At 51.3% G+C, this 17012-nt stretch carries 14 protein-coding genes; 7 read left to right on the top strand and 7 right to left on the bottom strand.

From position 1 onward, the window contains the following. Positions 1–162: 162 nt before the first annotated feature. Complete coding sequence (locus K5Q35_RS22250) at positions 163–477, bottom strand: hypothetical protein (RefSeq protein WP_220801427.1); 315 nt, start codon at positions 475–477, stop codon at positions 163–165. A 562-nt stretch (positions 478–1039) separates the two neighbouring features. Here K5Q35_RS22250 and K5Q35_RS22245 point away from each other — a divergent pair. Continuing rightward, positions 1040–2968 carry an acyltransferase family protein gene (locus K5Q35_RS22245; RefSeq protein ID WP_220801426.1) on the top strand — a complete coding sequence of 643 codons (1929 nt, stop codon included), beginning with the start codon at positions 1040–1042 and terminating at the stop codon, positions 2966–2968. Between the two features lie 311 nt (positions 2969–3279). Here K5Q35_RS22245 and K5Q35_RS22240 read toward each other — a convergent pair whose 3' ends face one another. Beyond that, the gene (locus K5Q35_RS22240) at positions 3280–4050 is read right to left on the bottom strand and encodes an SDR family oxidoreductase (protein WP_220801425.1); all 771 of its coding nucleotides are present in this window, start codon (positions 4048–4050) and stop codon (positions 3280–3282) included. Positions 4051–4170: 120 nt separating this feature from the next. Here K5Q35_RS22240 and K5Q35_RS22235 point away from each other — a divergent pair, with 120 nt between their 5' ends. Further along, positions 4171–4743 carry a TetR/AcrR family transcriptional regulator gene (locus K5Q35_RS22235; RefSeq protein WP_220801424.1) on the top strand — a complete coding sequence of 191 codons (573 nt, stop codon included), beginning with the start codon at positions 4171–4173 and terminating at the stop codon, positions 4741–4743. Between the two features lie 212 nt (positions 4744–4955). Here K5Q35_RS22235 and K5Q35_RS22230 read toward each other — a convergent pair whose 3' ends face one another. After that, positions 4956–5588: a hypothetical protein gene (locus K5Q35_RS22230; protein ID WP_220801423.1), complete on the bottom strand. Its 633-nt coding sequence runs from the start codon at positions 5586–5588 to the stop codon at positions 4956–4958. Positions 5589–6231: 643 nt separating this feature from the next. Here K5Q35_RS22230 and K5Q35_RS22225 point away from each other — a divergent pair. Both K5Q35_RS22225 and K5Q35_RS22220 read left to right on the top strand, forming a co-directional pair. After that, on the top strand, positions 6232–7848 hold the full coding sequence (locus K5Q35_RS22225) for a DUF4139 domain-containing protein (protein WP_220801422.1): 1617 nt from the start codon (positions 6232–6234) through the stop codon (positions 7846–7848). 756 nt (positions 7849–8604) lie between these two features. Then, positions 8605–9000 carry a hypothetical protein gene (locus K5Q35_RS22220; protein ID WP_220801421.1) on the top strand — a complete coding sequence of 132 codons (396 nt, stop codon included), beginning with the start codon at positions 8605–8607 and terminating at the stop codon, positions 8998–9000. 107 nt (positions 9001–9107) lie between these two features. Here the strand turns inward: K5Q35_RS22220 and K5Q35_RS22215 are convergent, their stop codons facing one another. From K5Q35_RS22215 to K5Q35_RS22205, 3 genes are all read right to left on the bottom strand, one after another. Next, complete coding sequence (locus tag K5Q35_RS22215) at positions 9108–10079, bottom strand: hypothetical protein (RefSeq protein ID WP_220801420.1); 972 nt, start codon at positions 10077–10079, stop codon at positions 9108–9110. A 23-nt stretch (positions 10080–10102) separates the two neighbouring features. Then, positions 10103–10831, bottom strand: coding sequence for a hypothetical protein (locus tag K5Q35_RS22210; RefSeq protein ID WP_220801419.1), 729 nt, complete (start codon positions 10829–10831; stop codon positions 10103–10105). Positions 10832–10914: 83 nt separating this feature from the next. Beyond that, positions 10915–11796: a helix-turn-helix transcriptional regulator gene (locus K5Q35_RS22205; RefSeq protein ID WP_220801418.1), complete on the bottom strand. Its 882-nt coding sequence runs from the start codon at positions 11794–11796 to the stop codon at positions 10915–10917. Positions 11797–12421: 625 nt separating this feature from the next. Between K5Q35_RS22205 and K5Q35_RS22200 the strand changes: the two genes are divergently transcribed. The 3 genes from K5Q35_RS22200 to K5Q35_RS22190 all read left to right on the top strand — a co-directional run bounded on the left by K5Q35_RS22200 (position 12422) and on the right by K5Q35_RS22190 (position 15699). Further along, a complete protein-coding gene (locus K5Q35_RS22200) occupies positions 12422–12880 on the top strand; it encodes a hypothetical protein (RefSeq protein ID WP_220801417.1) in 459 nt (152 codons plus the stop codon). Positions 12881–13170: 290 nt separating this feature from the next. After that, positions 13171–14859 (top strand): adenylate/guanylate cyclase domain-containing protein, encoded by a 1689-nt coding sequence (locus K5Q35_RS22195; protein WP_220801416.1) that lies wholly within the window; start codon positions 13171–13173, stop codon positions 14857–14859. A 294-nt stretch (positions 14860–15153) separates the two neighbouring features. Continuing rightward, entirely contained in the window at positions 15154–15699 is a 546-nt protein-coding gene (locus K5Q35_RS22190; RefSeq protein ID WP_220801415.1) for a YaeQ family protein, read from the top strand. Between the two features lie 255 nt (positions 15700–15954). Here the strand turns inward: K5Q35_RS22190 and K5Q35_RS22185 are convergent, their stop codons facing one another. Continuing rightward, a complete protein-coding gene (locus K5Q35_RS22185) occupies positions 15955–16764 on the bottom strand; it encodes a heparin lyase I family protein (RefSeq protein WP_220801414.1) in 810 nt (269 codons plus the stop codon). Positions 16765–17012 lie beyond the last annotated feature (248 nt).

The raw sequence follows: 17012 nt of genomic DNA, 5'->3' as shown, positions 1-17012 counted from the left end.
AACCCACTGAAATGACGCCACTATCCAAAAGGACACACGCACCGTCTGCATTCAAGGGAGTGGTTGGCTGGGGTCTTTTTTTATCGCTAACCGGTCTGGGCTTTTGAAGAACAGATTTTTGGTGTTATCGAGCGTTATCAGAAGGTTGTTGTCTTATATCGCTTAACCTGACGTATGAGAAACACCTTCCATTGGGCTCAATTCCGAAGAATCGTTGTCGTTTTGCCGGATCAGATTGTCGTTTGCCCGGATGGGATTGTCCGAATGGCGGATGGCATCGCGCGTAAGGCGGAAAATGCTGTGCGTTTGTCGCACAGAGCTGTTGGTTTCTGAGCGGCTATATGCGTTTGCGCGGTTCGGAATGTGGATATCTGGGATCGGATTGTCGCGGTTCGCGCAATTGGGCGGTCGCAGTACGCTTGTTTTGCGTTGATCAAGAAGCGCCGCCTGCTCAATTAAGCAGGTTTTCGGATCCATTGGCATCTCTTGTTTAGAGGGTGCGAGATCAGATCTCACATCGAACAGAATTACATGCGACGCAAGCAAAGGACGAATTCCTCCTCTCTGCAATCACCCAAAATACCCGTAAGCTAGTAAAGAGCTCTCCTGCACCGCATCAGATGTGGAACGCATGACAAGAAAGGGGCTTGCGCTCAGCTTTAAGTCGTACTTTGCTGCGCCAGCAACACGCTGCTTTTCCACAGAAGGGGACGGGAACCAGTCATTTGCTGCACTTGCGTTCAATTTGTCCACTGAGGACAAAGCAGACGTTCCGTCGAGGCAATAACCGCTAAATCTGGTGCATAGCAGAACGTCAGAGTCGTCGTTGAAGAAGATGCGCGATACCTTGCTTCCGCAGCGCGCAAGTGGCAAGTGTCATCGCAATAGCTATACCGTGTACGGTGGAACTAAGCCTAGGACGTTCGTGCACGAAACTCTAATACTTGGGCCGCCGTACGTGGCCACCTGAAACAACAGAAATCGGTTAAAAATTTGCCTTTCGGAGCGTAGTCCGGTCGGACATTAGGCCAAGATAATAATGAAAATGCACACAATTAACATGAAGCCTCTAGGTCCGATCTCATACCGCGCTGACGTAGATGGTCTAAGGGCCTTTTCCGTACTGTCTGTGCTTTTCTATCATGCAAATCTCTTCGGTGTTACGGGTGGCTTTGTCGGAGTAGATGTTTTTTTTGTGATCTCAGGGTTTCTCATCACAAAGATTGTGATGTCTGAAACTGAAAATGGGCACTTCAGTATAAGGGCATTTTACGAAAGGCGGGCTCGAAGAATATTGCCCGCACTGATCGTCGTAATCTTTTTAACGCTTATAGCTTCTTCTTTTCTTCTCACGCCGAATGAATTTGAATCTGTTGCATGGAGTAGCTTGGCGGCCGCTCTTTTTTCATCAAATATCTATTTTTGGGTTACCGGCGATTATTTTGGCGCCCATGAAATCCGACCACTGCTTCATACTTGGTCACTCGGCGTTGAGGAACAGTTCTATATCTTTTTTCCACTTTTGCTGTTTTGGTTGGCACGATACGGAAGGCGTGCCCTTATTTGTACAATCGTAGTTTTGGCAATTCTATCGCTTGTTGCCTCTAATATTTCAATGAATAAAGATTTGATTTCCGAAGCTTTTTTCTTCCCGCACCTGCGAGCTTGGGAGCTCCTGGTAGGCGCTACGATCGCAATGCTACCGAGCGTTTCCAATGTAAGGGCTGTATTTCGTGAGCTTGCGGCGCTCACTGGGTTGGGGTTAATTGCCCTTGCCTCGCTGACATATCAAGCAGACATGGATTTTCCGGGAGCTTCCGCAATTGTTCCTGTCCTTGGAGCCGCTTTATTCATAGTTTTTGAAGCTCCTAATAGAGGAATTGTTTCTCTTTTAGTGAGGAACAAAATATCGGTATGGCTTGGAAAAATCTCTTATTCTGTTTATCTTTGGCATTATCCGATCTTGGTTCTTGCCGACTACTATCTTCTGGGCGATAGCGCACCTGAGCAAAGGGCGGCCTTACTCGCGCTTTCAATTTTTCTAGCCGTGCTTTCTTACCTATTCATTGAAGAACCGTTTCGACGGTTACGGTGGAGCCGTCGACGTGTTCGTTTTGCTACAATTACGGGCATACTGGGATTAGCATCAATGAGTGGCGCTATTGTTGTGTCGGACGGAATGCCTGCACGGTTCTCTGAGGATGAATTACGATATGCGAATATGCTCGACAAAGAGCAGTATTTTGAAATCTACGACCGAGGAGGGTGTTTTCTTGACTCCCATCAACGCGCTGAGGATTACGATCTGTTGAATTGTAGTGGCGGAGGGGTGAAAGGTGGGGTCTTGATTTGGGGCGACAGCTTTGCTGCAAACCTATATCCTGGATTGTCACAGACTTTATCTGAGCCGGTGCGCCAATACACTGCAACGAGTTGTCGGCCAATCGATCAAACCCAAAGCAGGTGTGGACCTTTTTTTGAGAATTTTGGACTGGTTGCAGAGTCAATGGAGCCGGATGTCATCATTTTGATTGGGTTCTGGTCGTCTCGGCTCCAGCAATTAGGGGAGGCGGTGTTTGAAGAAAAACTGCGAGTCGCCATAAATTACGCAAAATCTTACGGCGCAATTGTCGTTGTTGGGGGGCAATCGCCAACCTATAAAGTAGCTTTGCCGCATCTCGCAAGGCTGCGCCCTGATTACAGGGTCGATGGCAACGTGGAACTCGAGGCGCGAAACCATTCGCATGTCAACGAGGTGGTGGAGCGAACCGCCGCGGCGGAAGATGTCGAATTCTTCGATTTCTACAGCCTCTGCGAAGGTTTTGCATGTATCGCCTTTGTTGATGGTGAGCCATTTCACTGGGATGGGGGACATATGACTTTGAGCGGATCTCTGCATTATGCTAATGCCCTTGGCGCTTTCGTCTACGAAGTGACCGAGAAGGCTGCCAAAGGTGCAGATCGCTAAGCATTCCGTTTGCCGCGATTTTACCAATGGCGGCTTTGGGGAAGCTGTACAGTGTCGGCGTCGATTGCCACGGACCGCCGCTCTGGGCCGATCCACGGCAAGGCCGAGCTAGATTTCTGGCAACGTGTTATGCGTGCTATCAAAGACAGTAGAGAGGTAAAAACGTAATATCATCTGCAGTCGAAACGTTTTTTCTTTCGTGTGCATGCCAGACATTGGCTTTTGAGAAAGCCAAAGATAGTTGGAAACGCGAAAGCTTAGAAGTGGCGCCCGGAACAGATGTGCGTCCAGGCGCCGAGAGTCCGCCGACATTACACGTTCATCCACCCGCCATCATTTACAAGATCGGCCGCCGTCATGAACCGGCTTTCGTCGCTTGCTAGGAAGACTGCGACAGCGGCCTGCTCCTCCGGCGTTCCGGCGCGTCCCATTGGAGACCCGTGACCAGCCATCGCCTCGAAGTCGTTGTAAAGCGCCGCTGGCGCATTGGAGTTTTCAAAAAACTGGGTGGGCACGATGCCAGGGCTCAGTGTGTTTACTCTAATGCCCATGGAGCCAAACTCTGCCGCCATCGAGCGTGCAAATGAACGCACCGCTGCCTTGGAAGCAAAGTACAGCGATCCGCCGGGAGCCCCTTTTCCATGAACGGCTGAGGCGGTCAGAATGATCGACCCGCCCCTCGTCATTAAGGGGACAAGCGATTGAACAGTAAAGAAAACGCCTTTCACATTCAGATCGAACTGGCGCGCATAAAGCTCTTCGTCGACATCTGCGACGGGTGCGAAAATGCCGTTGCCAGCGTTGGCGAAAAGTATGTCGACATTGCCAAACTGGGTTTTGGCCGCTTCGGCAAGTTTCTTCAGGTCGCTCAGGCTGCTGGAATCCGCTGCAATTCCGTAGGCGCCTTGGCCAAGTTTGGCCACTGCCGCATCGACGTTTTCCTGTTTGCGGCCAGTAATGATAACTTGGGCACCTTCTGCAAGGTAGCTTTGAGCTGCAGAAAATCCGATACCTGTCGTACCGCCAGTGATGACGGCTTTCTTACCGGCCAGACGGCCTAAGCTGTGTGCATTATCGGTCATTGTCATTCTCCTTGTTTGATATATTCACTTGGAAGGTTGCATTTCGTACCATATGGTACTTATATGAGTCAAAGCGAAATGCAAGAGAAAAATACCGAATGGTACGAAAAGGATGGAATCATGACTTTGGGCAGACCTCGAAAATTCGATGACGATGCGCTTTTGGACCGCGCAGTCGACCTCGTTTGGCGTGAAGGGCCCTTGGCCTTGTCGTTGAATGAGATCGCGAAACTGCTTGAAACAACGAAACCAGCACTGGCCCGTCGTTTCGGAGGCAAGGACCAATTCTTGGTCGCGGTGCTGAAACGGTATCACGAGCGTTTAGACACGCTGGTACAGGATGCTATCGGAGGTGCGACTAACATCCACGATGTGGCGAGCGCTTATCTGCGCACGTATCAAGATGTGCTTTCAAAAAAGCCTGTCGGGCCTGCGACGGGCTGTCTGTTGGCGGCCGCTACGGAGGCGAGCGCAAACCAAAGTGAAACTGTGCTGGCAGAGACGATCAGAACACTAAACGATCGAACTCGTACCGGGCTTTTGGAGGCGCTAAGACGGGTGGGCGCAGATGATACAGATCGACTTGCGCGTTATTTATATGGCCAATCCGTTGCGCTCGCTTTCCTATCGCGTATTGGAACGGAATCTGCAGAGTTAGGCGATTACGTCGAAAGAGCGCTTGCTGGTGTTTAGAAGAAAGACACGAGATAGAAAAATACTACGCCCAGATACGCCCTTCCGCCGTGATCGAGCACGTGCAGCCAATAGCGGATAGCAGGCGTTCCCGACATTGGACATCATCAACACGGAGCACTTGCAGCGAATGTCCGCAAAGCGGGAGCAAACGCAGCATACCAGAACCGCGCGCAAGGTCGGCTTTGGGCCGCATCTGCAACAAAATGCCATTACTCCGGGCGAACAGGTAGAAATGTGCGAGCCATCCGAGCAAGCTCGACTGACGCAGCAAAAACTATCAGCCAAAAACCTAGTATGCGAAATCTACCTGGTTCATTGAAACCCGCATCCGAGCGATCTGTAAGTTGCTCCCGTTCTTCTAAGTCATTCTTTAGCTTGCGTATTCGATCAGATGTGGTGATGTCCTGATCTCGTTCTCTGCTTCTTCTAAACATAGATGCGTTGTTGGATAGAAAATCCGTTGTGCTTTGCACCTCGCAGCTCTTGTATGAGTTAGCCGCATGAGCGGGAGCTGCGGACCAGATCAGCGAATTTCTGGCGAGTACCTCAAGCGGGCTGCACAGTTGCACAGCGATCGGTATGCAATCGTTCTGTCTAAAACCTACTTCTCTGAGCGCGGCGTTCAGTTCCGAGATAATATTTTCGGTCATCGTATTGCTAGAATTGCTAAGGCATAAAGCGCTATGCTGTCGTGCGATATCGCTGACGCCCGCAAAGGCAATCGATATGCTGTCATCCAGTTCCGACCGTCGCACTGCTTCTCTCAATTGTTTCTGCTCGCTTCGGAATTCAGAAATCTCGTTGAGTCCAGACATAACCCCAAGAGCCAGTGGGATAACCAATAGGACCTCCCCAACTCGGTCGACGAGTTCTTCGGAAAACTTGTGCTCCAATCGTTTCAGCCCAAAGAATGTTAAGACTGCAAGTAATATGCAGACCATAGCGACAGACATGATGTCGGGTGAAATGAGTCTACTCCATAGCATCTCGGCTTAAGTTCTCTCTGCTTCTGCGGCCACCGATACATTCCCATGGTCAAAAGGACCGATCAACTCCGCAAACTCTAACGAGATGTGTGTAGTCACTCGACGCACATTCATTTCCTCGGCGTTGAACATCAGTCAACATTTCGAAAGTTGAGAACATCTGCTTTGAACGCGCTGCGTTGCAGCAGAATCTGGAGTATTGAAGGTCTCTTTTGGGCTGCTTTGCAGGTGAAGGTCCGTCCACGTTGCGAACATGCTGCGACCGATCTAACGGCGGCTGCGAGCCCAAGGCGCTGGATGCTGCACGATGTATTAATGGCGGCAGAGCGCAGTTAGCGGACTTTGCAAAGTCCCGACCGGTTTCCAAAAGCGGATCTTCGAAGTGCATTTAGCGAATGGCTGCACGGAACCCCAAGCAGAACTAAATTCAAAAATGTGTTTCAATTGGAACCGGAGCACGGCACTGTGACCGAGCTTCGGACGAGAGAGTGATACGGTCATGAAAAACAGAGTTCTTAGTTCAGTTTTGGTGTGTGTTGCATCGCCAGTGTTCTGCGAAACATACGTCATAACAAGCGCGCCTAGCTCGGTGATCGTGTATCTTGAAGGCGCTAAGGTTACTCGCAATTTGACTGTTGAGTTGCCCGCTGGTCGCCACGATGTTGTCCTACCGGACCTGCCGCCTGAACTGGAGTACCAAATTCCGCAAATCGCCGTGACCAACGCAGTTTTGGGACCGGTGTCGGTACGGAACGATGCATTGCCTCCTCTTTCTGAAGAGGACACAGACGACATTGCATCGGCGCGGGAGCAATTGATGATCGCCCAAACGAACTTGGCCGATCACGAGGACCAAGAGGCGCGCGTAATGTCAGCAGCGGAAGCTGCCGAAATGCAGATAGAGTTCCTCAAAGCTCTGGCTAGGAATGAAGGTTTATCGTCGGACGCAGGCGACCTAAATGAAATTGCAGTTATGGTCGGAGAACAGACCCAGAGAGCACGGCAACAGATACTAGATGCTGAAAAAGCCATCCGTGGCATGCTAAAGGCACGAGAAGTTCTAGAAGAAGCCGTCGAAGATGCGGAAGAAGCTCTGGCTGCCCTGCTGACATCAGACGAGGATCGTTTTCAAGCGGCCATCACGTTGTCGACGGACACAGCTGCCACTGCAGAACTCTCCGTGTCCTATTTCGTTAGCGCCAGCTGGGAGCCGCTCTACGACGTGACCCTTTCAACAGCAGAAACAGCACAGATTAGCATCCGGCGAGGGGCCGCTATCGAGCAGTCCAGTGGCGAGGACTGGAACGATGTTGAGGTGCGCTTGTCTACTCTGTCGGTGTCGAAAAAATTAAAACCTTCTCGAGTTTTTCCGCGAAAGGTAGTGGCCGTGGATCCTGCACCACCTGCGCAGTCACTTGATCGCAGCTCAATGCTGTTAGCAGAGCCGATTGTTGAAGCACCTGTTATCGTGGAAGAAGTTGCAGCTGCAATCTATGATGGACCAGGTGTTACATACGATGTACCCGCACGCCTAACGGTAGCAAACGATGTGGATGCGGCCAGGGTCGCATTGGATACGATCACTTTGCCTGCAGAGGTATTTGCGCGTGCAGTCCCACTGAGAGACGAAACGGCATACCTGATGGCGCGGTTCAAGAATACGTCCGACGAGCCTTTCTTTGCGTCAAATGAGACGTTCTTTTCGGTAGATAACCAATTCGTTGGGCTGTCGGACATGCCTGAGATTCCCGCCGGAGATGAGGGTGTTCTGGCATTCGGACCAATAGAAGACCTTAGATTAGATTTGGAGGTCCTTGACAGAAGCGACGGCGACAGTGGCATTCTAAATCGCTCCAACGTTCGAGACGAAGAAACCCGGATCACTGTGACAAATCTGGGCGACCAGTCCTATTCTTTGGAACTGATTGGCCAAGTTCCTTACAGCGAACAAGAAGAACTTCAGATTACTTTCACAGCTGATCCCGAACCAACGGAACAGAACTACGATTTCATGAGAGGCATCCTGAAATGGGAGCTCGAAGTTGTACCAAATGACGAGATAGTTATTTCAGTTAGTCAAAAAATTCGCTGGCCTGAAGGCTTGTTACTAAAATAGGACTTCAATCCCGACTTGTCGGCACCCGGCACTGCTGAATTGATCGTGGAGCATTCTTGCGCAAGCGCTGCGTTGTTGCTCTAAAGTGATCGACAGCAAAGTTCGCTTATCTCGCATCTGGCCTACCGATCCAATGTCCGCTTGGGGCTGGCTGCAGCCATTGGCAGACGCCGAGCGAACGGCAGAAAAGTCCGCTGACCCGTCATAGAGCTTCCATTTCCAAGGTCCGCTTCGGGCTGAGAGCAGGCATTTTGCCTAAGTACAAAAGGACGGAAACGATGCTCATCGGTCGAAATCTAGAAGCGGCGCTGCCACAAGGCCGCCTTGCGCAGAAACCAGACTTTGCAAAGTCTTAGAGACGGCCCTATCCAAAAGTTAAATGTGTGATCTGGCACTGCGGTGCAGCTTTCCCAAACCTGCCGTTCGTGCAATGCACAGCATCTGAGACGCTTAGAGGTCTGCTTCGCGGACAAAAGCGCCATTCGCTGCATGGACGCTTTGACCCCTCCTAATATTTCACGCCGCGCCCATCATGGCGATCAATGCCATGACGACATTGTCGGCGACTTCGTACACCGAAACCCCGACAAAAACCGCCAATACAGTTTTCCAAAAGCCCATCTGTTGCTCCTATGACTTTTTACTGTCGATACTTCGCTAACATTCGTAGGCTCATCGCGCACTACCGCCTTTAAACTTGACACTATCGCCCTTAGCGTTAACTAAATTTTTTTCATAAAAAAACGGAATTTGACTGTGCCGGATTCACCATCAACTTGGAAGTACGTTGGAGTGTGGTGGCTTGCGGGTTGCCTTGGAAACATAACTTCCCAGTTCGTTGCAGCTCTTATCTATTCCGATGTCGGCTCGCTTGAAGATGTCATTGAAGCGATGATAATCGTAATTCCGCTAGAAGCAGTTTCAATTGGCGCGATTATGATTGCTGTCTATTCTTTCTTCTCTTCTCTAAATATGTCTGCTGTCTATCCTTGGATGGTTAGTCTTGTGGTGCTTGGTTTAATCATCAATCTGGTAGCGGTGGCTGCGGAGGGAGTTGTTCCGAGCTGGGTTTACTTTTACCAAATAGCCTGTACCGCAACAATGCTTTACGGGATAAGGTACTATTTTAAGTCAAAGGGCAGAATAGTGTAGGAATATTTAAAAACCCTCGTATTATTTCACTGCTTCAAGGTCGACAGTGCGGACTCTGCGGTCGTTGCCTCTAATTGTATCAACAACCGCTATTGGTAGCATTTTGGTCAAGAAACCATAGGTGATGGCGCGCTGCTCCCGTCCAGCTTGGAATGACCTTGCTGCGGGCTAATTTGGACTTTAGCGCCAACAGTTTTTTTAGCATTCCTGCTCCTGGCTAGGGGCCTCCCGCCCGGCAGCCCGGCACTTCGCAAAGACTGCCCTATCCAGCGTGCAGTACGTTTTATCAGAGACTTTTCGGCTCTTTCGGTCTGCCGTTGCTTCGCAAGCTCCTGTCTTGTTCGTTTCAGACCGGCAATTGCTAGCGAGCGATTTTCTTTTAGATTTTCTGTGATCTCTTTTGACAACGGTTGACCAAGACGTTTTTCCAGCACATCAGTTTCCAGGATCACGATCAAGTTGGCGACAATGGCGCGTTTCACTAACGCTTCAGAATCCTTATAGAGTACGAAATCCCGTTCGAGATCCGTCTTGTCTTCGGTCGCCTGAGTAAAAAGACCTAGCTTTGCTATCTGGGAAAAATCTGCCACGGCGCTGTCCAAAACACTGTCTTCAGCATCTGCGGCAGCGCCTCGAAACCCTAACCATACACTCAGCCACAACCCCAGACTAAGCACGACTAGCGTCACTGATAAGGACCAAGTGGAATCATTGTTCAACGCGGTGCCAATCGGTGAAAAGAAATGAGGCAAAGCAAAGAAACATAGGCCGAAACACGTACCAATCCCGGCCGATTTCTTCGAGCTTCCCTTTTCCTTTATTTGGGTTATGAAGCCATCGAAGGCCGCAAGCATCGAAAGCGTGTTCCGGATGTCTCTTACCGATTTCTCACTTTCACCGTCCAAAAGGCCAAAGCCGTTTTCCAGCTTTTCAGCTTTGTGCGCGGCGATACGCGCGCTGCCCCAAGAAACAATCTGGCTGGTCACCGCGCTGAGCGGAGGGAATGTTGCGGCTACAACAGCGCGTCCAGGGTCTGAGACGAGCCACCCCAAGGCTGATAATAATATCGGCTCTGCCATAGCGCCCCTTCCTGCCTAGGTACCTAGCGTTGGATAAAAGAAAACTTATTCCGTCGCCGCGCGGCGCAACCAGCGAGGCTCAATGCGCCTAGAAACATTAGCCCTGAAGCCGGAAGCGGAACAGCCGCTACAGGACTGGGTTCAACGATCTCACCCGTGAAGGTGAAGTCGAACTTCAGCAGCACCGGGCTTGCTCTTGGACCAAGGCCAAACCTGCCATCTCCTTCAGTTTGGAACGGATTCAAGTCGCTGGCTAGTCCCTTCAATCCAAAACCATCAATGATATCTGCATTACTCAACGACGCCGTTCTACTTAGAAAATTGAAGCGAGAGGGTGGCGTTCCGGGACCGACCGGTTTGAAAGTGAGCCCGTCGGCGGATGGGCCAACGGTGATATCCAACTGAATTGTACCTCGTACGATGAACTCCTGTTCATCAGGGCCTAGGTCAGCGCGAATAAACGCCGCACGATCAAGGGCATACTCAACGCCGTAGGTCGTCGTTGCAGATTGCCCAGTGACAACCGCCCCGACTGAACAGGTGAACGTAGCGTTCCCAGGGCCATCGAGTTGTACATCCAGACACGGGGATGGTCCAAAAAATTCAACTGTAGGAAAATTCAGATTGCTCGGACCAAATGTGCGGTTGATATTGAACTCAGGCCGTGCGCTTGCAGTGAAGGTAAGCGTAGCTGACCGAACCATTTGGACACTACTAAGCAAAACCGCTAGACAAAACAATATCCGCATCATGACCACTCCAAACTTGTGCAGCGAGACTATCAAAGAAAGGAAGAGGTGGCTGTCCCCCCTAGAGGGGACAAAGGGCTGGGAAACTACACAATCGCACGAACCTGCATCATCCAGCTGCGAAGTTCGGTGCGGTTCGCAACGCCAATTTGCAAACACAAGCGGTCGATATGCGTCTCAACCGTGCTGGGTGCAATACTGCAGGTTGCAGCGATATCCTTGGAACTTACACCGTTGAGTACCAATTCCGCTATTTCCAGCTGGCGAGGCGTAGCCCCAAAAGCGATGCGCATGACCTTTGGCAGAGACGGTGTCGTTCGATTAAGTTCAATTAGAACGATTACAAAGGCGTCAGACTCACTCCATCGCCCTATGCGGGAAGTTTGCATGGGCAACCGCAGCGCCAACATCGGTTTGTCGACATGCTCGGCCACCAGCAGAACGTCATGGCCCAATGCTTGAACACCCCCTGTTTTGAGGGCTACAACTGAACCTTTGTTTGCAAGTTGAAATGGTTTCTCAGACCCTCCTAGAAGCGCTTCGGCAACGGGGTTCATACGCGTTATCTGGCCAGAACTAGTTTGCGTGATCAGGCCCAGGCCAAGTTTAGAGAACGCATTCCAAAGCGACAAATTCTCGCGTTCTGCAATTGCAAGTCGACACGTTATTTCGAAGGCTGGGGCAAGAAATTCGCACTGCGCCGTTACATGCTCCAAGGCGTGTTCAGTGATTGGATGATCATCAGGTGGTCCGAGCACGGATAGCAGTGCACCGTATTCGCCATCCCAAAAAAGATTGGCGGCAAACTTCATTTCCAATCCCATAGGACGGATCAAGTCACGCGCGATTGGTATGCTTTCCCAAGACCCTCTTGAAACAAGCGTGTCCCACGGCACGGCACGCCGTAGCGGAGCCTTGTCGAAAACATCAATAGCCATGTTTTCGCTCGAATGTGCGTAGTCACGCATGAATACTGCAATCCGATCCTCGTCCAACCCATGCGAGAAAAAGGGCCCTGTCATCGCGGACCGACCCTGTCCCGACAACGCGGCAGAAGTTTGGCCTACGCACTGCAAGAGCTCATTGAGCAACCCGGGCCATCTGTCTGGATGCAGCGCTGCATCAAAAAACTGAGATGCAGACAATGAGGCTCGTTCAACTTGCATAAACTGTTCCCTTGCCAGACACTTGATCCTATCTTTGACAACTCTTGTCTTACAACAGATTAAAGCACCATGCAGCTTACGCAAATGACCGGATGTACATTTTTGGAAACCACAGTGTAGGGCCGTTCTGGAATCAAAGCGATCATTCGAGTGTCGCACAGCATCGAGTAAAATGGGCTCGAAGCCGTCATTGATAGTTAGCATTTGGTTTTGATGGCTTGAAGGTCCGCTCTATGGAAGTCGAGGCACTCTGTTTGCATCTGCAGCATGCATTCTCAACCTAAATGCGTGCTGGTCACTTTGGGCTGGCAAGGGTCGTCTGGCCAGAATTGTCAGATGTCGGCTGTGAGCCCAGATTGACATTTATCAGCGGCCGTTGGAGCGTGTTAACGGGAGCGTTTGTGCATGCCGTTTATTGGAGGTAGGAATGCCAAAACTCAGATTAACTTTTGCTTTGTTTGTTCTGGTTTTAGCAGGCTGTGCGGGGAGTCCACGGGTTGCGCAAAGTCCAAATGCCCAACCAGGTTCAGAACTTCTGCCGCCGAGTTTTGCAGGCAATTTTTTTACAGAGGTTTGCCTGACCACAGCGCCGAGCTTTGAAAAGGTCCCGCAGGCAATTGCAAGTGACCCGTTTGTCCAAGATCAAAAAACTGGAACCTACTTCCACAAATTCGCGAATCTATCAATAAAGGTCAGCGACTATGGATGTTCACTAGTCTTCAAGTCTGTATTAAGCATCGATGAAACAGTTGCTGAACTCGCAGCAGGTACTACGAAGAATGCAGCGAATTGGGGTGTAGAGATACCGAGAAACATTGAGGTTACCTCCAATCCATCGCCTGATGGAAAGGGTCGGTATTTTCGCATCAGTGTCCCACGGCCATAAAACTGCAAGCCGCTAAACGGCGGCTCTGTCCGCTGACGGTCAATGGACATCCAAATCTAAGGTCCGCTTCGGGCTGGCAACGGTCGTCTGGCCGCCCACAATAAGGGCGTGAATAGTGCTTTCAGTTCGAAATCCGGGCGCTGCGCTGCCGCAAGGCGGCTCTGAGCCCTTTTTCCCGGATGCTGCACTCTGTACGAACGCCCGCATCCATGGTCAGTTGTTTTAGGAAACATGCTATGCACGGATTGGACTCGCATCGGACGTGTGACGGCAATTTTGGAAGGTTTCAGGTGAGTTCTTCAGAGCAAAAAACTGTCATTCTGGCGGCGGACATCGTTGGATATTCGCGGATGATGGAGGTGGATCACGGTGCCACGTTGGAGGCCCTGAGAAACGTTCGCGACACTATTGTCGAGCCATGCATTGCAGCGGGCGGCGGCACGATCATAAAGCGTCTTGGGGATGGGTGGCTGGCCGCGTTTGACGGATGCTCGGACGCGTGCGCATCGGCAATCAAGATACAAGACTTATTGGCCGATGATGGTGCCCCAGAACTCCGCATAGGAATTCACGAGGGACCGGCCAGCTTTGTGGATGAAGATGTCTTTGGGACCGGCGTAAATATCGCGTCGCGACTAGAGGCGCTCGCAAAACCGGGCGGCATCGCCATTTCCGATGCTGTCTTTGTAAACCTGTCCATAGACTTGCGAGTGTCGTTTGAGAATGCGGGAGCCCGGGTCCTCAAGAACATTGCAGAGCCGGTAAAGGTCTGGGCGTTTGGCGGCATTCCTCCGACAGCGATGACATCTGAACCGATTTCTATCCTATTGGAGAATTTCGTCGAAGAGGCATCACCCGACACCCTTTCCCCGGAGATCGTGGAGGCAACCGCAATAGAGCTCGAGAAGTATCGTTGGCTGCATGTCCTTCGGCCGGACAACGAGGGCGCACCTTCGAAGTATATCTTGAACGCGACACTGCGCCGGTCCGGAGATCGGATACGCCTTACAGTCCACCTTTCCGCACGACAAGACAGGCGGCGGCTTTGGAGTGAACGGTTTGATCGGATCGTCATCGATGAGTTCGAGATCACAGACGAGCTCGGTTTGGCGCTTGCTTTGCGGATCAGCGCAGAGATAGACGCACATGAAAAAGTGCAAGCCCATATGCGTCCACCAGAACAGTTGAACGCGGGCGAACTCAGTGCGCGCGCCAATGATCTGATGTCCTCAGGCCAATCTGACGGATTTGATGAAGCGGACGCTATGCTCACGCGGGCGGTTGCGCTCGAACCAAGGAACACGTCAGCTCAGATACAGAAATCCTTCGTGGGTTACCGCAAAGCGATGAGCGGTGCGTGGCCCGTACATGCAACGCTCGCGGCGGCAATACAACCTGCCATAGACGTCGTCCGGATGGACCCCAAAATGCCGGGTGGCTATGTCATGCTGGCCAGTGTGAACGGCATGATGGGCAAAACGGAAGCCGCGCTTGAAGCCGCGGCGCAAGTTGAACGCTTGAACCCGAATGCTTGGGGCGCACCGCATGGAAGATCCGTTGCGTACACATTTGCGGCGCCAGACTGGGCTCGAACGCACGATCCTGAAGCTTTGCACGCGGTCTCGAATGCAGAACGGACATTGGAGCTAGCGCAATCTTCGAAGTTTCGATCTGGACACCTTTTCTTTCTGGGCATTGCTCAGCTGCTGCATGATGCACCAGACCTGCAACCTGGCATTTCCATTTTGGAAAGGTCAGCGGGTGCTGCTGGGTCGAATTGGTGGCCAAGCCTGTTTCTCGCTTTAGCCGAACTGCGGCGGGGCAACAGGCAGGTTGCCCAACAACATATGGCAGCAGCGCACATTCTGTTTCCAGCACTGTCATTGTCCGCCATCGCCGACATTTTCGACAGAAGCCGACTTTGGCCAGTCTGGCAGGTGGAACTGGAGCAATTACCCGAAATCGGCCTGTTTACCTAGTCGGCTTTTTGACCATTGCACGTAGGTCCAAATCGTCAACAAGCAGCCGCTGGTGCAACCGCAGCGAAAGCCCGTTTTGTCCCGCATGTCGGTCACTCGCCGAATGAAAATGCTGCGCCATGCACGAATGGCGGCAATGCGAAAGTTGCGTCGCGGCATCGGGCACATCGGCCAGCGGCGGCTTTGGGCCGGTCGTGGCGGGGGGCCATGCAGTAATTCGTTGCCTTTGAATCTGCTTTCCAAAGGTTACCAGACGGAGTACGCATCCCAATCTTTAGAGATTTAGGGCAGATCATGGCGAAAAATGCCACAATTTATAAAATTGAACTATCAGTTTCCGACATGGATCGCCATTATTATGAGACCCATAAATTGACCGTGGCTAAGCATCCCTCAGAGACGGATGAACGGCTTATGGTACGCATCGTCGCTTTTGCGCTAAACGCTCATGAGCATTTGGAAATGACGAAAGGCCTTTCAACGGATGACGAGCCAGACATTTGGCAGAAAAGCCTGAGCGGAGAACTTGATGTATGGGTGGCCCTGGGACTTCCAAGCGAGAAGGTGATGCGTCAATCTTGTGGCAAAGCCGACAAGGTGATTGTCTATTCCTATGGCGGCAGGACTGCCGAGATTTGGTGGGACAAGATCAATAACAGCACCACCCGTTTTGATAATCTTCAGGTGATAAATTTCTCCGAGACGGACACAGGCGCACTGGCACAGTTGGCAAGCCGCACGATGAAGCTACAGATCAATATTCAGGAAGGCGATGTGATGGTCAGTGTGGATGACAGCGTCGTTTACGTTACTCCCACGAAATGGAAGAGTGCTGCGTAATTCATGATTGCCTGCTGCATAGATGGACTTGAGTCACTCAGTGGTTGCTACCTCAGTCAGGTGTGACTGGCCAATGTCGGCATCGGGCAAACTGCAACGCAGCGCAGAACTCTGTCACCAAAGGCAAATATGGGCCGTTATTGACGAGCATGGAGGCCTCGATTTGGGAGATGTTGCGCGGCATCCGAGGTCGGCTTGGAGACCAATGTACAGGATGCTGCACATTGCGCCAACGACGGCTTTTTTGTGCTCCTGTTAATCGACTGCTCGTTTTTGGAGCTCAACGGCAACTTTTTCGTAGGTTTTACCCATGCGCACCTCGTCAATGAAGACCACCTGAGTTGGCATCGGACCGCTATGCCTGCTCACAAAAGATCGGTAGATACCATACTTAAAGTAGTAAGACTTTGGCTTGTAACTCTGATTATAGGGGTGCACTGCAACCTGCTTTCCGTTTTTGAAAACCTCCAGCGTACCAGGAGAGCCCTGAGTGTTCAGTCGAACTGCAAAGTCGGTCCATTTTCCTCGTAACTCGCTGATACTGGCAAGTTGATAGTCTGCGATGTCGTTGCGTACGTTGTTAAATGGCCCGGACAGAACATGTACGCGCAAGAAGTATCGGTTGCCTAGCATCTCCATCTGAAAAACGCCCGGCTCGGATGGGAAGCCACCGGCAAATCCGGACGGCCCTCCCTTCATCTTAACTTGACCCACTGTCGTGCGCACCCGTGAGCTTGTTTTGAAATCTGGGGGAAGATATATTGAAAACGCTATCCATTGGTCGGTGCCATGACGCCAATCCCTTTTGACATAAAGCTCCGAACGCTCGCGGTCATTGTCGCAATCGGACCAACCGCTGTCCCAACCGCAATCGCCCGGCCGCACTTCAAACCGCTGCGCACGTTTGCCTAAGCGTGTCAGTCCACGTATCTTGGCATAACCATGTTCGGTTTGATTTTTTTGCAAGCTGCGCTCAACAGGAAGGCGCTGAGCAACCACGGTTTCGGGAATTAGACTACACAAGAAGACTAAGGCAATTGTCGCTGCAAAAAATCTGGTAAACATGCATATCCCTTCAAATTTTTTAGAGTAGCTTACGGTTGAGGGCCTATTTGTCCAGTCAGAACCCTGAAGGAACTTAGTTTCGATAGCTGCTAGTCTGCATCCAATACGCGCCATCAACTTCTTATGTTGTGCGCAAGCTCACTGAGTAGATCGATGGTCGACACATCTAACCGGCAGAACTTAAAGTGCACCTGCAGCCAATGGCAGAAACGTCCACGCACTGTGAGTTCTGCCTCCATTAGATTTTG

The sequence above is a fragment of the Roseobacter sp. OBYS 0001 genome, assembly GCF_019654895.1.
GTDB classification, from domain to species: Bacteria; Pseudomonadota; Alphaproteobacteria; order Rhodobacterales; family Rhodobacteraceae; genus Roseobacter; species Roseobacter litoralis.
Note: the sequence above shows the minus strand (reverse complement) of the source record. Positions and strands in the feature narration are given on the sequence as shown.

What these genes read in the sequence shown, in the direction of transcription:
- K5Q35_RS22250 (WP_220801427.1), bottom strand. Translation starts at nt 477, where the DNA reads ATGGATCCGAAAACCTGCTTAATTGAGCAGGCGGCGCTTCTTGATCAA.
- K5Q35_RS22245 (WP_220801426.1), top strand. Translation starts at nt 1,040, where the DNA reads ATGAAAATGCACACAATTAACATGAAGCCTCTAGGTCCGATCTCATAC.
- K5Q35_RS22240 (WP_220801425.1), bottom strand. Translation starts at nt 4,050, where the DNA reads ATGACCGATAATGCACACAGCTTAGGCCGTCTGGCCGGTAAGAAAGCC.
- K5Q35_RS22235 (WP_220801424.1), top strand. Translation starts at nt 4,171, where the DNA reads ATGACTTTGGGCAGACCTCGAAAATTCGATGACGATGCGCTTTTGGAC.
- K5Q35_RS22225 (WP_220801422.1), top strand. Translation starts at nt 6,232, where the DNA reads ATGAAAAACAGAGTTCTTAGTTCAGTTTTGGTGTGTGTTGCATCGCCA.
- K5Q35_RS22215 (WP_220801420.1), bottom strand. Translation starts at nt 10,079, where the DNA reads ATGGCAGAGCCGATATTATTATCAGCCTTGGGGTGGCTCGTCTCAGAC.
- K5Q35_RS22210 (WP_220801419.1), bottom strand. Translation starts at nt 10,831, where the DNA reads ATGATGCGGATATTGTTTTGTCTAGCGGTTTTGCTTAGTAGTGTCCAA.
- K5Q35_RS22205 (WP_220801418.1), bottom strand. Translation starts at nt 11,796, where the DNA reads ATGCGTGACTACGCACATTCGAGCGAAAACATGGCTATTGATGTTTTC.
- K5Q35_RS22200 (WP_220801417.1), top strand. Translation starts at nt 12,422, where the DNA reads ATGCCAAAACTCAGATTAACTTTTGCTTTGTTTGTTCTGGTTTTAGCA.
- K5Q35_RS22190 (WP_220801415.1), top strand. Translation starts at nt 15,154, where the DNA reads ATGGCGAAAAATGCCACAATTTATAAAATTGAACTATCAGTTTCCGAC.
- K5Q35_RS22185 (WP_220801414.1), bottom strand. Translation starts at nt 16,764, where the DNA reads ATGTTTACCAGATTTTTTGCAGCGACAATTGCCTTAGTCTTCTTGTGT.